9 protein-coding genes and 1 tRNA gene are annotated in these 14093 nt (G+C 71.3%); 6 read left to right on the top strand and 4 right to left on the bottom strand.

Translation table 11 applies throughout. The features are described 5' to 3' along the window. Nucleotides 1-5: 5 nt before the first annotated feature. Nucleotides 6-1337, bottom strand: a complete 1332-nt coding sequence (locus tag Sco07f_RS20785; RefSeq protein ID WP_108988735.1) for a DUF2254 domain-containing protein — start codon at nucleotides 1335-1337, stop codon at nucleotides 6-8. Nucleotides 1338-1489: 152 nt separating this feature from the next. Here Sco07f_RS20785 and Sco07f_RS20780 point away from each other — a divergent pair. Both Sco07f_RS20780 and fusA read left to right on the top strand, forming a co-directional pair. Continuing rightward, nucleotides 1490-1574: transfer RNA gene (locus Sco07f_RS20780), tRNA-Leu, on the top strand. Nucleotides 1575-1967: 393 nt separating this feature from the next. After that, nucleotides 1968-4040 carry an elongation factor G gene (gene fusA / locus Sco07f_RS20775; RefSeq protein ID WP_108988734.1) on the top strand — a complete coding sequence of 691 codons (2073 nt, stop codon included), beginning with the start codon at nucleotides 1968-1970 and terminating at the stop codon, nucleotides 4038-4040. A 109-nt stretch (nucleotides 4041-4149) separates the two neighbouring features. Here fusA and Sco07f_RS20770 read toward each other — a convergent pair whose 3' ends face one another. After that, on the bottom strand, nucleotides 4150-5178 hold the full coding sequence (locus tag Sco07f_RS20770) for a LacI family DNA-binding transcriptional regulator (protein ID WP_108988733.1): 1029 nt from the start codon (nucleotides 5176-5178) through the stop codon (nucleotides 4150-4152). A gap of 344 nt (nucleotides 5179-5522) precedes the next feature. Between Sco07f_RS20770 and Sco07f_RS20765 the strand changes: the two genes are divergently transcribed. Genes Sco07f_RS20765 through Sco07f_RS20750 form a run of 4 tightly spaced genes read left to right on the top strand, consistent with a single transcriptional unit; the run spans nucleotide 5523 to nucleotide 11043 of the window. Continuing rightward, nucleotides 5523-6833, top strand: a complete 1311-nt coding sequence (locus Sco07f_RS20765; protein ID WP_087788811.1) for an extracellular solute-binding protein — start codon at nucleotides 5523-5525, stop codon at nucleotides 6831-6833. Beyond that, complete coding sequence (locus tag Sco07f_RS20760) at nucleotides 6830-7732, top strand: carbohydrate ABC transporter permease (RefSeq protein WP_087788810.1); 903 nt, start codon at nucleotides 6830-6832, stop codon at nucleotides 7730-7732. The genes Sco07f_RS20765 and Sco07f_RS20760 overlap by 4 nt, the downstream gene beginning before the upstream one ends. A gap of 1 nt (nucleotide 7733) precedes the next feature. Next, on the top strand, nucleotides 7734-8630 hold the full coding sequence (locus tag Sco07f_RS20755) for a carbohydrate ABC transporter permease (RefSeq protein ID WP_007387709.1): 897 nt from the start codon (nucleotides 7734-7736) through the stop codon (nucleotides 8628-8630). Nucleotides 8631-8652: 22 nt separating this feature from the next. Next, the gene (locus Sco07f_RS20750) at nucleotides 8653-11043 is read left to right on the top strand and encodes a beta-xylosidase/alpha-l-arabinosidase (protein ID WP_108988732.1); all 2391 of its coding nucleotides are present in this window, start codon (nucleotides 8653-8655) and stop codon (nucleotides 11041-11043) included. 12 nt (nucleotides 11044-11055) lie between these two features. Here Sco07f_RS20750 and Sco07f_RS20745 read toward each other — a convergent pair whose 3' ends face one another. Together Sco07f_RS20745 and Sco07f_RS20740 are read right to left on the bottom strand one after the other, a co-directional pair. Then, nucleotides 11056-12243, bottom strand: coding sequence for a fumarylacetoacetate hydrolase family protein (locus Sco07f_RS20745; RefSeq protein WP_108988731.1), 1188 nt, complete (start codon nucleotides 12241-12243; stop codon nucleotides 11056-11058). Nucleotides 12244-12292: 49 nt separating this feature from the next. Further along, on the bottom strand, nucleotides 12293-14029 hold the full coding sequence (locus Sco07f_RS20740; RefSeq protein ID WP_108988730.1) for an IlvD/Edd family dehydratase: 1737 nt from the start codon (nucleotides 14027-14029) through the stop codon (nucleotides 12293-12295). Nucleotides 14030-14093 lie beyond the last annotated feature (64 nt).

Below are 14093 nucleotides of genomic sequence, written 5' to 3'. Positions count from 1 at the left end.
GGCGGTCAGCCGATGCCCTGCCGGTCCGGCCGCAGGGCGAAGGCCCGGTCCGCCGGGGTCGGAGCGGTCCGCTCGACGGCCTGCCGCAACAGCTCGCGGTGGCGCAGCAGCGGTTCACACCGCTCCGGCGGCACGAGCCGCAGCAGGTCGTCGAAGCCGGCCAGCAGACGCCGCGTGACCTGCGGCGACCCGACGGCGCAGGCCCGGACCTCGGTGAACCCGAGGTCCACCAGCTCCGCCCAGCCGGGTACGGGCTGCACCAGCCGGACCACGCCGCGCCGGTCCCGGTGCGTCACCGTGTCGAGCGGCCGCCGGGACAGTGCGGCCAGGATCTGCACGACCCGGTCCAGCGCCTGCACGGCGGTCGTCGGGTCGTTCACCGCGGGGGACAGGGCGCGCAGACCGATGTCGGACAGCTGGCGCAGGCCGAACGCCAGATCCTGGTGGAACGTGCGCTCCACTCCCACGGACAGGGCGAACCGCAGCGCACGGCGGGACGGGGCCGCCCCGCCGTGCACCGCCAGGACCGGAGTGCCCGGCACGAGGAAGTCACCGATCCGCGGGACCAGCCGCAGCACCACCCCGTGCCCCCGGGCCACCCGCACGAGCCGGGCGACATGCACGTCCCTCAGCACACCGGCCTGCCCGTCGTGGGCGACCCACGCCGTCGCCGGCCCGAGGCCCGGTGCCTCGGCCCCGCCCGCCGGTACCGGCATCAGCGCCGCCACGCGGAAGGACTCGGCGGCGATACGGGCGATCACATGGCTGACCCGCATCAGCCGCAGCGTGGCGTTCACGTACATCACGAAGAGCAGCAGACTCAGCGCGACCATGAGCAGGGTCAGCACCGACTGCACCAGGGGCACCGAGGTGGCCGCGCGGGGGTCGACATTGCTGTCGTAGCTGGTGAGGACGAGCAGCGTCAGGACGAAAGTGGCGAGGAAGACGGCGAAGGTCGCCTTGGTGATCCTGCTGCGGACGAAGAGCCGCACCACCCGCGGGGTGAACTGTCCGCTCGCCATCTGCACCGCGACCAGCGAGATGCTGAACACCACGCCGATGAACGTCATCATCGCCGAGCCGACCGCCGACACCACCGTCTTCGCGTCGTCCGCGAAGCGCAGCAGATCGGCGAGCGTGTCGAAGTCGCCGTCGTCCTGGAGCGAACGCACGAGGGCGGCATCGAGCTCCTGGGCCACCAGCCAGACCACGAAGACACCCACCATGGCCGCGGTGGGCGCGAACCAGAACGTGTCCCGCAGATGCTCCCTGAGAGGCGACAGCGCCCGCGGCCGACGACGCGGAAGCGGGCCCTGCGTAACCGTCCAGTCACTCATGGTGCGACCCTAGATGCAGCGGAGCCCCCGGTCCCGGACCGCCGCTCAGAGAGAGAACGGGGGAAGGAAACGCAGGTGAAAGGCACCGCGAAACCTTGGTATGGTTGTCCATGTCGCCGCGGGGGAGCACCCCGCACCGCGACAGACACCTGGTCCGGGTGGCGGAATGGCAGACGCGCTAGCTTGAGGTGCTAGTGCCCTTTATCGGGCGTGGGGGTTCAAGTCCCCCCTCGGACACAAGATCAGGCGAAGTGTGATGCCGGTCGGGAGGAATCCCGGCCGGCATTTCGCGTATCGCGGGTCGTCGGGGGTCTCGCGCGTCGCCGAGAGCTTCGCGGGTCGCTGGAAAACACGGTGCGGCGCGCGCCCCGGTCTCCCTACACTCACCACCACACCGAGATCGAGACCGAGGGGGGAGCCGGGCCGTGCGCATCCACACCGCACCTGTCGTCCCCCCGTCCCGGTACGAGGTGATCCTGGTGTCCTCGGCCGTCCGGTGTCCGCTGCGCGGCCGGCACCGGATGCCCACGACGCACATCTGATCGCCGACGCCCCCTGCCAGGAGTGTCCGACCCGTGCGTCGCGGGAAATCGCGCTGCCCCTTTCCGGTTCCTCCGAAAGGCCACGGCCATGCGCACCAACCCGCTCGCCACCGTCCGCAACCTGGGCATCCTCGCCCACGTCGACGCCGGCAAGACCACCGTCACCGAGCGGATCCTCTACACCACCGGCACCACCCACAAGCGCGGCGAGGTCCACGACGGCACCACCGTCACCGACTTCGACCCGCAGGAACGCGACCGCGGCATCACCATCTTCGCCGCGGCCGTCAGCTGCTCGTGGGACGGTCACCGGATCAACCTCATCGACACCCCGGGGCACGTCGACTTCGCCGACGAGGTCGAGCGTTCGCTGCGCGTGCTGGACGGCGCGGTCGCCGTGTTCGACGCGGTCGCGGGAGTGGAGCCGCAGAGCGAGTCGGTGTGGCGGCAGGCCGACCGGCACGGCGTGCCGAGGATCGCGTTCGTCAACAAGATGGACCGCACGGGCGCCGACCTCGACACCGCCGTCGCCTCCATCCGCGAACGGCTGCACCCCGCACCGCTGGTGGTGCAGTTGCCCATCGGCGCGGAGCACCGCTTCACCGGCGTCGTCGACCTGGTGCGCATGCGCGCCCTGGTCTGGGCCGACGGCGCGGAGACGGCCGGGGAGGGGCCGGTCCCCGACGCCCTGCGCGAGGAGGCGGCGCGCAGGCGACGCCTGCTGGAGGAGGCGGTCGCCGAACGCCATCCGGCCGCGCTGGAGGAGTTCTGCGACCGGGAGACGCTCACCGCGGCCACCCTCGCCGCCGCCCTGCGCGACCTGACCCGCACCGGCGACGGCGTGGTCGTCCTGTGCGGCTCGGCCTACCGCAACCGAGGCGTCGAACCGCTGCTGGACGCCGTGGTGGCGTACCTGCCCTCGCCGCTGGACGTACCCCCGGTGCACGGCACCCACGACGGCACGGAGGAGGAACGGACCGCCGACCCGGCGGCGCCGATGGCGGCACTGGCGTTCAAGGTGAACGCCACCCCGACGGGACGGCTGACGTACCTGCGGGTGTACTCGGGCACGATCGAGAAGGGAGACACCGTGTGGGACGCGGGTACGCGCCGCACCGAGCGCGTCGGCCGCATCCTGCGGGTACGGGCCGACCGGCACGATCCGCTGGACCGTGCGGTCGCCGGGGACATCGTCGCCGTGGTCGGGCTGAAGTCGGCCCGCGCCGGCTCGACCCTGTGCGCACCGGGCGCCCCCCTGCTTCTGGAACCCCCGGGCGTCGCCGAACCGGTCGTGCACGTGGCCGTGGAGGCCCGGCGCTCCACCGACACCGACCGGCTGGCCTCGGCACTCGCCCGGCTGACCGAGGAGGACCCCTCGCTCGCCGTGCGGACCGACCCGGAGACCGGGCAGACCGTGCTGTCGGGCATGGGCGAACTGCACTTGGAGGTCGCCATGGAACGCGTCCGGCGCGAGTTCGGCCTCGAGGTCTCGGTGGGCCGCCCCGGAGTGGCGTACCGCGAGACGGTCGGCGAAGGCGTCACCGGTTTCGTCCACCGGCACGTCAAACAGGACGGCGGCGCGGGGCAGTTCGCGCACGTCGTGCTCGACGTGGAGCCGTGGGAGGCGGACGGCGACGAGGCCACTGAACGCGGGGCCGGTTTCGTGTTCCGTTCCACGGTCGCCGGCGGACGCGTGCCGCAGGAGTACGTCCGGGCCGTCGAGGCGGGCTGCCGGGACGCGCTCGCCGAGGGTCCGCTCGGCGGTCACCCGGTGACCGGCCTGAGGGTCACGCTCACCGACGGTCAGACCCATGTGAAGGACTCCTCGGACACGGCCTTCCGCACCGCCGGCCGGTTCGGTCTCCGCGACGCCCTGCGCGCCTCGGCCATGGTCCTGCTGGAACCGGTCGTGGACGTCACGGTCACCGTGCCCGAGGACGCGGTCGGCGGTGTGCTCGGTGACCTCGCCGCGCGCCGCGGCCGGGTCACCGGCTCCGGCACGCGGGGCGGCGCGGCGGTGGTCACCGCCACCGTGCCGCTGGCCGAGCTGTTCGGTTACGCGACCCGGCTGCGCAGCCGCACCCAGGGCCGCGGCACCTTCACGGCCCGGCCCACCGGCTACGCGCCGGCGCCGGCGACGGCCGTGACGACCGCGCGGTAGGCGCGGCGCGGCACCCTCACGCCCCGGGCGTGGGGGTGCCTGACCGGGGTGCCGAACCGCGGGCTTCCGTGTGGCGTCGGTCCTCGAGACCCGGCCCCTTCCTCCGCGGCTACCCGCGCTCGGGAGTCGCCGCGCGGGGCGGCGCCGTGGAGGCGCGTACCACGAGTTCGGTGGCGAGCTCGATGTGGTGGGAATCGACCCGCTCGCCGTTGGCGAGCCGGAGAGCGGTGCGCAGGGCGGCACCGCCCATCTCCCGCAGGGGCTGGCGGACGGTGGTGAGGGGTGGCGACGCCGTCCGGGCGAGGCTCGTGTCGTCGAAGCCGACCACACTCAGGTCCTCCGGGACGCGCAGACCTCGGGCACGGGCGGCCTCGACGACACCGACGGCGATCTCGTCGTTGCCCGCGAAGACCGCGGTGGGTGGTTCGTCCAGGTCCAGCAGCGCCGCGCCTCCGAGCAGTCCGGTCTCGTAGGTGAAGTCTCCCGGCCGGGTGCAGGCATCGGGAACGGGGACGCCGCCCGCCTCCATGGCGGCGCGATAGCCGTGCAGGCGTGCCTGGTTGCACACGGCCATGGAGGGTCCGCCGAGATAGGAGATCCGGCGGTGGCCGAGGGAGAGCAGGTGCCGGGTGGCGGCCAGGCCGCCCGCGAAGTTGGTGGCCCCGACACTGTGGATCCGGCTGTCCGGAAGGTGCAACGGGTCCAGCACCACCAGGGGCAGCCCGGACCGGGCCAGTTCGTTCAGGTGCGCCGTGGTGTACACGCTGGTGACCGCGATGACGGCACGACGCCCGGCCGAGACCAGATCCCGGGCCCAGTGCGGGGCGCCGGATGCCTTGCTGATCACCACCGAGGCCCCGGACTCGGAGGCCGAATCGATGATCCCTTCCAGGGTCTCGGCCACGTACGACTTCAGTCCACCCCTGAACTGCACCTCGATGGTGGGGTTTTCCACCGCCTCCGTGTGCCGGAACACGGGAGCGAGGTAGTCGTGCAGGTGCAGCAGTTCCTGCACCCGGGTGCGGGTCTGCGGTGCCACGTCACCGCGGCCGTTGACCACCTTGGACACCGTAGCCACGGACACCCCGGCCGCTCGTGCGATGTCCGCCAAGGTGGTGCGCCTCGCGTCCGGTCGCATCGGTTCCCTCCCACGGGTACGTCCACCGTGTGGTGAGTCGCCGGTCGGCCGGCAACGCGGGTGGAACCGGTCAACAGTATGGCAACGCGACTCGTGTCACCCCACCTTCTCTGCCCGTCAGTCATGCGTTTCGAAACTGTTTCGGGGCTGTCGGAGCTCCTTGGGGATCGTCAAGCACCAGTCATGGCAACGATTCTTGAGGCAGGAGAACGCCTCCGCACGTACCTTGACACCCTGTCAGTCTGCTCCCTAACTTTCATGAGCAGAGCTCGGAGAAGGCACTTTCGAAAACCTTTCACCACGAGTCACGAGAAGCCGACGGCTCTCGGGTGCGGAGAAAAGACATGGCGCTCTCCCGACGTACTCTCCTAGGCATGGCCGCCGGCCTGCCGGTCTCCGCGGCGCTGGCGGCCTGTGGCTCGTCGGGCCCCGGCAAGAGCGGCGGCGGAGCCACGTACTGGTACCTGAACGGCCAACCGCAGGAAGGCGTCCGAGCCGGTGCGGTGGACGCCTTCAACAAGGCCCACCCGGACAGCGAGATCAAGGACACGACCTTCCAGAACGACGCCTACAAGACCAAGATCAAGACGGCCATCGGCGCCGGGCAGGCGCCCACCGTCATCTGGGGCTGGGGCGGCGGGACGCTGCGCACCTATGCGGAAGCCGGCCAGGTCGACGACCTCACCTCGTGGTTCGACCAGCATCCCGAGGTCAAGCAGTCACGCTTCCCGTCGTCCTTCGGCGCGGCGACCGTGGACGGCAAGATCTACGCGGTGCCGTGCGACGCCGTGCAGCCGATCGTCCTCTACTACAACAAGAGGGTCTTCGAGAAGGCCGGCGCGGAGCCACCGGAGTCCTGGGACGACATCATGGCGCTGGTGCCCCGGTTCAACGCGAAGGGCATAGCGCCGTTCGCCCTCGGTGGGCAGTCCCGGTGGACGAACATGATGTGGCTGGAGTTCCTGTTCGACCGGATCGGCGGTCCCGAGGTGTTCCAGGCCGTCATCGACGGCCAGAAGGACGCCTGGTCGCACCCGGACGCCATCACCGCGCTGACCAGGGTGCAGGAGCTGGTCGAGGCCGACGGGTTCATCAAGGGCTTCTCGTCCATCACCGCGGACTCCAACGCGGACCAGGCGCTGCTCTACACCGACAAGGCCGCGATGATGCTGCACGGCGCCTGGTCGTACGGCATCCAGCAGGCCGACGGCGGTGACTTCGTCCCCAGTGGCAGCCTCGGCTACATGAACTTCCCGCCCGTCGACGGCGGCAAGGGCGATCCGAGCAACGCGGTCGGCAATCCCGCCCAGTACCTCTCCCTCTCCGCCAAGGCCACCGAGGAGGAGAAGAAGATCGCCAAGGAGTTCTTCGCGACCGGTGTCCTCCAGGACGCCGAGGTGAAGGCGTGGATCGACAACGGGTCCGTTCCGGTCCGGGTCGGCACGGAGAAGCTCCTGGCCGCCTCCAAGAGCGCCGACTTCCTCCAGGTCAACTACGGCATCGCCAGCAAGGCCAAGACCTTCGTTCAGTCCTGGGACCAGGCACTCAGCCCGACGGCCGCCGAGACCCTGCTGGACAACGTCGCCAAGTTGTTTCAGTTGTCCGTCTCGCCGCAGCAGTTCGCCCGCAACCTCAACGCGGTCATCGGCACATGAGCTCACACACGGGCCAGTCGCCCGGTCGCCCACCGCGCAGCATCCTGCCGTGGCTGGCGACGCCCGCGCTGGTGGTCTTCGTCGGCTTCGCGGTGGTTCCGCTCGTCGGTGTCTTCGCGCTGAGCTTCACCACCTGGGACGGGATCGGCACCATCCACGGCTCGGGGCTGGACAGTTGGCGCGCGGTGCTCACCGACCCCGGGCTGCCGCACGCCCTGTGGGTGACGTTCCTGGTGATGGCCGTTTCCTGGGCCGTTCAGACGCCGCTGAGCATTCTTCTCGGGACGTTCCTGGCGGGCCGCCAGCGGTACCGCGCCGTGCTGGGAGTGGTCTACTTCATCCCCCTGATGCTCAGCTCCGCCGCCATCGCGATCGCGTACAAGGCGCTGCTGGACCCCAACTTCGGGCTCGGGGCGGGGCTGAAGCTACCGCTGCTGATCCAGGACTGGCTGGGGCGGCCGGGGCTCGCGTTCGGTGTCGTCGTCTTCGTCGTCTCCTGGCAGTTCGTCCCGTTCCATTCCCTGATCTACCAAGGCGGCGTTCAACAGATACCCAAGTCCCTCTACGAGGCGGCACAGCTGGACGGGGCCGGACGCGTCCGGCAGTTCTTCAGCATCACCCTGCCCCAGCTGAGGTACACCGTCATCACCTCGTCCACGCTGATGGTGGTGGGGTCGCTGACATTCTTCGACCTCATCTTCGTGCTGACCGAGGGCGGTCCCGGGGACGCCACCCGGGTGCTCGCACTGGACATGTACAAGCGGGGATTCCAGGCCGGCCTGATGGGACCGGCCAGCGTCATCGCCGTCATTCTGGTCCTGGTGGGTCTGGCCCTCGCGCTGCTGCTGCGCAGGCTCGGGGGCCGGGACGCCGGCGCGAGCCAACTCGAGGGAGCCTGAGGTGACCACCACACTGCCCGAGGCGCGACGGCCGCCCGAGGCCGCCGAGCGCGGCCGGCCACACCGCTCGCCCCGGACGACCGGCCGGCGCAACTGGGCCGGCGGCCTGGCGGGCTGGCTCTGGCTGGTCGTCGTCGCCGTACCCCTGTACTGGACCCTCATCACCAGTCTCAAGGCCCAGAGCCGCTACTACGCCGAGAACCCGCTGGTGCCTCCGGCCGACCCGACGCTGGACAACTACCGGCTGGTCATCGAGTCCGACTTCGTCCGCTACTTCGCGAACAGCGTCGTGGTCACGGTGGGTGCCGTGGTGCCGGCGGTCGTGTTCTCCTTCATGGCGGCCTACGCGATCGTCCGAGGCCCGCGCATGCGGGTACTGCGCGCGATGAACGGACTGTTCCTCATGGGCCTGGCCATCCCGCTGCAGGCGACCGTGATCCCCGTCTACCTGATCATCATCAAACTCCAGCTGTACGACAGCCTGCTGGCGCTGATCCTGCCGTCCGTCGCCTTCGCCATCCCGCTGTCGGTGCTGGTGCTGGCCAATTTCGTCCGGGACGTGCCCAAAGAGCTGTTCGACTCGATGCGGGTCGACGGCGCCGGCGAATGGACGACGATGTGGCGGCTGGCGGCACCGCTCACCCGACCGGCCATTCTCACCGTGACCATCTTCAACGCACTGACCATCTGGAACGGATTCCTGCTGCCACTGGTGCTCACCCAGAGCCCGCAGCGCCGGACCCTGCCCCTCGCGCTGTGGACCTTCCAGGGCCAGTACGGGGTCAACGTCCCCGCCGTCCTGGCCGCCGTCGTCCTCACCACCCTGCCCGTCCTGATCCTGTACGCCTTCGGCCGCCGCCAGTTGCTGAGCGGTCTGACCGCCGGATTCAGTCGTTGACCGACGCCGACGTGGGAGGAAAGTGAACGCCAACGTGGCCGAAGAGAACACCACCGCCGCCCCGCTCTGGAACGACACCACCGTTTCCGTCACCGCACGCGTCGACGCCCTCGTCGCCGCGATGACGCTCGCCGAGAAGACCGCCCAGCTGTACGGAGTCTGGGTGGGCGCCTCCGACGACGGCGACGAAGTGGCCCCGCACCAGCACGACATGGAGGAGGCCGTCGATCTCGACGCGCTCCTGCCCACCGGGCTGGGCCAGCTGACCCGGCCCTTCGGGACGGTCCCGGTCGACCCGGCACTGGGGGCGCTCTCCCTGGCCCGCACCCAGGCCCGGATCGCCGCCGGGAACCGCTTCGGCATTCCCGCGCTCGCCCACGACGAGTGCCTGGCCGGCTTCGCCGCCTGGGGCGCGACCGCCTATCCGGTCCCGCTGTCCTGGGGTGCCACCTTCGACCCGGACCTGGTCGGGCGCATGGCCGCCGCCATCGGCCGCGACATGCGCGCCGTCGGCGTCCACCAGGGACTCGCCCCCGTCCTGGACGTGGTGCGGGACGCCCGCTGGGGCCGGGTCGAGGAGACCATCGGCGAGGACCCGTACCTCGTCGGCACCGTCGGTACGGCCTACGTGCGCGGGCTGGAGTCGGCCGGGATCGTCGCCACCCTCAAGCACTTCGCCGGTTACTCGGCCTCACGCGCCGGCCGCAACCTCGCGCCCTCCTCCATGGGCCCCCGCGAGCGGGCGGACGTCCTGCTGCCCCCGTTCGAGATGGCGATACGAGAAGGCGGCGCCCGGTCCGTGATGAACGCGTACACGGACACCGACGGCGTCCCCTCCGCGGCCGACGAGGACCTGCTCACCGGGCTGCTGCGCGACACCTGGGGCTTCGACGGCACCGTCGTCGCCGACTACTTCGCCATCGCCTTCCTCAAGACGCTGCACGGCGTGGCGGCCGACTGGGCCGGCGCCGCCGCGCTGGCGCTGGGGGCGGGCGTCGACGTCGAGCTGCCCAACGTCAAGACGTACGGCGCTCCCCTGGCCGAGGCCGTCGCAGCAGGGCGCGTCCCGGAGGCGCTGGTGGACCGGGCCCTGCGCCGGACACTCACGCAGAAGGCGCGGCTCGGCATGCTCGATCCGGACTGGAATCCGGTGCCGGCCGCACTGGAAGGGGCGGATCTCGACCATCCGGAAGCCCTGAGGGGCCGGATCGACCTGGACCCGCCGGAGAACCGGCAACTGGCCCGCACGATCGCTCAGGAGGCGGTGGTGCTGCTGAGCAACGACGGCACCCTGCCGCTGGACCGGCCTCGCCGCATCGCCCTGCTCGGTCCCAACGCCGACGAGCCCACCGCCGTACTCGGCTGCTACTCCTTCCCCCAGCACATCGGCGTCCGCCACCCCGGGACCCCGCACGGCATCGAGTTGCCGACGCTGCGCGACACCCTCGCCGCAGAGTTCCCCGAGGCCGAGATCACGCTCTCCCGGGGCACCGGGATCGACGACGGGGAGCTCACCGGCATCCCGGAGGCCTCACGTGTGGCACGCGAGGCCGACATCGCCGTCGTGGTGCTCGGGGACCGCGCCGGGCTCTTCGGGAGGGGCACCAGCGGTGAGGGGTGCGACGCCGAGACGCTGGCGCTGCCGGGGGCGCAGCAACAGCTGCTCGACGCCCTGCTCGACCAGGAGACCCCCGTGGTCGCCGTGCTGCTCGCGGGGCGGCCGTACGCACTGGGCCGTGCCGTGGGGGAGTGCGCCGCGATCGTGCAGTCCTTCTTTCCGGGGGAGGAGGGGACGCGCGCGATCGCCGGTGTGCTCAGTGGCCGCGTCAATCCCTCCGGGCGGCTTCCGGTCAGCGTGCCCGGCGGGCCCGGTTCGCAGCCGGCCACCTACCTCGGCGCGCGGCTCGCCCACGCCGGCACGGTGTCGAACGTCGACCCGACGCCCGCGTTCGCCTTCGGCCACGGCCTGTCCTATACGCGCTTCGACTGGACGGACCTGACGGTCGACGTGCGGGAGGCACCGACGGACGGCGAGTTCCGTCTCGCCTTCACCGTCCGCAACACGGGCGAACGGTCCGGAACGGAGGTCGTCCAGCTGTACCTGCACGATCCCGTCGCCTCCGTCGTCCAGCCGGTGCAGCGTCTCGTCGGCCATGCCCGGGTCGACCTGGAGCCGGGCGAGGCCGTACGTCTGCGTGCCACGGTCCCGGCCGACCTCGCCTCCTTCACCGGACGGGACGGCCGGCGCGTGGTCGAACCGGGCGAGCTGGAACTGCGGTTGGCCGCCTCCAGCGCGGATCACCGCCTCGTCGCCGGGGTCACGCTGACCGGGAGCGCACGGTACCCGGACCACACGCGACGCCTGCGGTCGATGTTCGGCCGGGAGCCGGGCCGCCCGCCGGGAGCCGCCTGACGCCCCGGTGGCTCACAGCACGCCGCGCCGGGCGAGGCTGCGCGTCAGCGCGCGTACGCCGAACGTCCACGGCGCGGCCTGCTCGCTGGTAACGACGGTGTTGACCAGGGTGCCGAGTCGCGGGCTGGAGATGCGTACGACGTCGCCGTGCTCGTGGGTGAAGCCGGAGCCCGGTGCCCGTCGGTCCTCGGTGGGGGCGAACAGGGTGCCGGTGAACAGCACGAAGCCGTCGGGGTACTGGTGGTGCGGACCGTGCGTGGCGGCCACCAGGTCCAGGACGTCGCGGCTGATCTCGCGCATGGAGCTGCTGCCGTGCAGTGCGTAGCCCTCCGGGCCGTCGATCCGCAGGCCGACGTCGATCCCGCGCACGGTGTCGAGGTCGAAGCCGTCGTCGAACAGGCGGATGAACGGGCCGATCGCGCAGGAGGCGTTGTTGTCCTTGGCACGGCCCAGCAGCAGGGCACTGCGTCCCTCGATGTCGCGGAGGTTGACGTCGTTGCCGAGCGTCGCGCCGCGTACACGGCCGCGCGAGTCCACGACGAGGACGACTTCGGGCTCGGGGTTGTTCCACACCGACGCGCCGAGCACTCCGATGTCGGCGCCGACGCCGACCGCGGACAGGACCGGCCCCTTGGTGAAGACCTCCGGGTCCGGCCCGATGCCGACCTCCAGGTACGGCGACCACAGACCCTCGGCGACGAGCAGTTCCTTCGCCCTGTCCGCCTCGGGCGATCCGGGACGGACACCGTCGAGCGCGCCGCCCACCGCCCGCTCGACACGGACTCGTACCCGGGCGGCCCGCGCCGGGTCGCCGCCCGTGTGCTCCTCGATGACGCGTTCCATGAGGCTCCTGGCGAAGGTCACACCGGCGGCCTTGATCACCTGGAGGTCGACGGGCGCGAGCAGGTGGGGAACGTCACGACGGCCGGGGGGTGCTTCGAGCAGTTCGTCCAGGTGCCAGACGCGTCCTCCGTCGGCCTCGCGGACGACGGCCGCCGCGTCGTCGCGTTCCATGAGGTCGGAGACGGTGGGAACGACGGCCGTCAGGTCGACGACATGCTCCCCGCGCACCGCGGCCACACACGGCCCGTCCCATTCCGGGGCGTGGACCCGTGCGACGAGGGCCGCGCGGTCGGCGTCCTGGGGCAGGACACAGGCGCTGGTGAGGACCGGACGAGGGTGCGCTGCTGCCGATTCCACGATCGATGCTCTCCTGGGTTCGGGGGAGTGCGGTGGCCCGGGACCGCGCTCAGTGGGAGTCGCGGGGGACCTCGTGGCCGCGGCTTCCGCGCAGGAAGCCGAAGTCGGCGCCCCGGTCGGCCTGTTCCACGTGCTGCGTGTAGAGCCAGGTGTAACCACCGGCGTACTGCTCGGCGGGGGCCCTCCACAGCTGCCGGCGCCGAGCGAGCTCGACGTCGTCCACGTCCAGGTGCAGGGTGCGGTTCGGGACGTCGAGGACGACGGGGTCGCCGTCGCGCACCAGGGCGAGGGGTCCGCCGACGGCGGCCTCGGGCGCCACGTGCAGGACCACCGTCCCGTACCCCGTGCCGCTCATCCGGCCGTCGCAGACCCGCACCATGTCCTTGACGCCGGCTTTCAGCAGTTTGGCGGGGAGCGGGACGTTGGAGACCTCGGGCATACCGGGGTACCCCTTGGGACCGGCGTTGCGGATGACGACGACGGTGTTCTCGTCGACGTCGAGTTCCGGATCGTCGACCACCTCGTGGTAGGCCTCCGGGGAGTCGAAGACGCGCGCGGGGCCGCGGTGGGTGAGCAGGTGCGGTGAGGCGGCGGACTGCTTGATCACGGCCCCGTCGGGGCACAGGTTGCCGCGGAGCACGGCGATGCCGGTGCCGGCCGGCTGGAAGGGGGCGTCGAGAGGGGTGATGACGTCGGAGCCGACGCGTTCGGCGTGCTCGGTGTTGTCGGCGACGGTGCGCCCCGTGACCGTGATCTGGTCGCCGTGCAGCAGCTCGCCCTTGAGCAGCTCGGCCAGGACGGCCGGCAGGCCGCCCGCGTAGCAGAAGTCCTCCATGAGGTACTTGCCGCTGGGCATCAGATTGACCAGGGTCGGCACCTCGCGGACCAGGTCGTCGAAGTCCGACAGGCTCAACTCGACGCCGACGCGCCCCGCGAGGGCGGTGAGGTGGATGACGGCGTTCGTGGAGCCGCCGACGGCCGCGTTGACCCGGACGGCGTTCTCGAACGCCTCCCGGGTCAGGATCCGCGAGGGACGCAGCTCCTCCTCCACCATCCCCACGATGCGCCGCCCGGCCGCCTGCGCGGTCTCCATCCGGCGGGAGTCGACCGCGGGCCAGGCCGCGGAGCCGGGCAGCTGCATGCCGAGCGCCTCCGCCACGCAGGCCATCGTCGAGGCGGTCCCCATCGTCATGCAGTGCCCGTTCGAGCGGGCCATGCAGCCCTCCGCGAAGAAGCACTCCTCCTGGGTCATCCGGCCGGCCTTGAGGTCCTCCTCGAACTTCCACACGTGGGTGCCGGACCCCACGTCCTGCCCCCGGTACTTGCCGTTGAGCATCGGCCCGCCGGTCACCATCACGGCGGGCAGGTCGACGCTGGCGGCGCCCATGAGCATGGCGGGGGTCGTCTTGTCACAGCCGGACAGCAGCACGACCCCGTCGAGCGGATTGGCCCGGATCAGCTCCTCGACCTCCATCGCCATCAGGTTGCGGTACAGCATGGCGGTGGGGCGCATCAGGGTCTCGCCGGTGGCCATGGTGGGGAACTGCAGCGGCAGCCCGCCCGCCTGCCACACGCCGCGTTTGACGGCTTCGGCGACGTGGGTCAGATGGGCGTTGCACGGGGCGAGTTCGGAGGCACTGGTCGCGATGCCGATGACGGGGCGCCCGTCGAACACCTCGTGCCCGAGCCCCTGGTTGCGCATCCAGGAGCGGTAGATCATTCCGCCGCGGCCCTGTGCGCCGAACCATGCCTGGCTGCGTCGGCTCGTCCTCTGCCCGTCGGTCATGCGGTCACTCCCGTCGGCTGTGGCGTCGTCCGTCTCACGAAGGGGCGTTCTCGGGTGAGGGTCC

The sequence above is a fragment of the Streptomyces coelicoflavus genome (genome assembly GCF_003112555.1).
Classification (GTDB): domain Bacteria; phylum Actinomycetota; class Actinomycetes; order Streptomycetales; family Streptomycetaceae; genus Streptomyces; species Streptomyces coelicoflavus.
Note: the sequence above shows the minus strand (reverse complement) of the source record. Positions and strands in the feature narration are given on the sequence as shown.

What these genes read in the sequence shown, in the direction of transcription:
- Sco07f_RS20785 (WP_108988735.1), bottom strand. Translation starts at nt 1,337, where the DNA reads ATGAGTGACTGGACGGTTACGCAGGGCCCGCTTCCGCGTCGTCGGCCG.
- fusA (WP_108988734.1), top strand. Translation starts at nt 1,968, where the DNA reads ATGCGCACCAACCCGCTCGCCACCGTCCGCAACCTGGGCATCCTCGCC.
- Sco07f_RS20770 (WP_108988733.1), bottom strand. Translation starts at nt 5,178, where the DNA reads ATGCGACCGGACGCGAGGCGCACCACCTTGGCGGACATCGCACGAGCG.
- Sco07f_RS20765 (WP_087788811.1), top strand. Translation starts at nt 5,523, where the DNA reads ATGGCGCTCTCCCGACGTACTCTCCTAGGCATGGCCGCCGGCCTGCCG.
- Sco07f_RS20760 (WP_087788810.1), top strand. Translation starts at nt 6,830, where the DNA reads ATGAGCTCACACACGGGCCAGTCGCCCGGTCGCCCACCGCGCAGCATC.
- Sco07f_RS20740 (WP_108988730.1), bottom strand. Translation starts at nt 14,029, where the DNA reads ATGACCGACGGGCAGAGGACGAGCCGACGCAGCCAGGCATGGTTCGGC.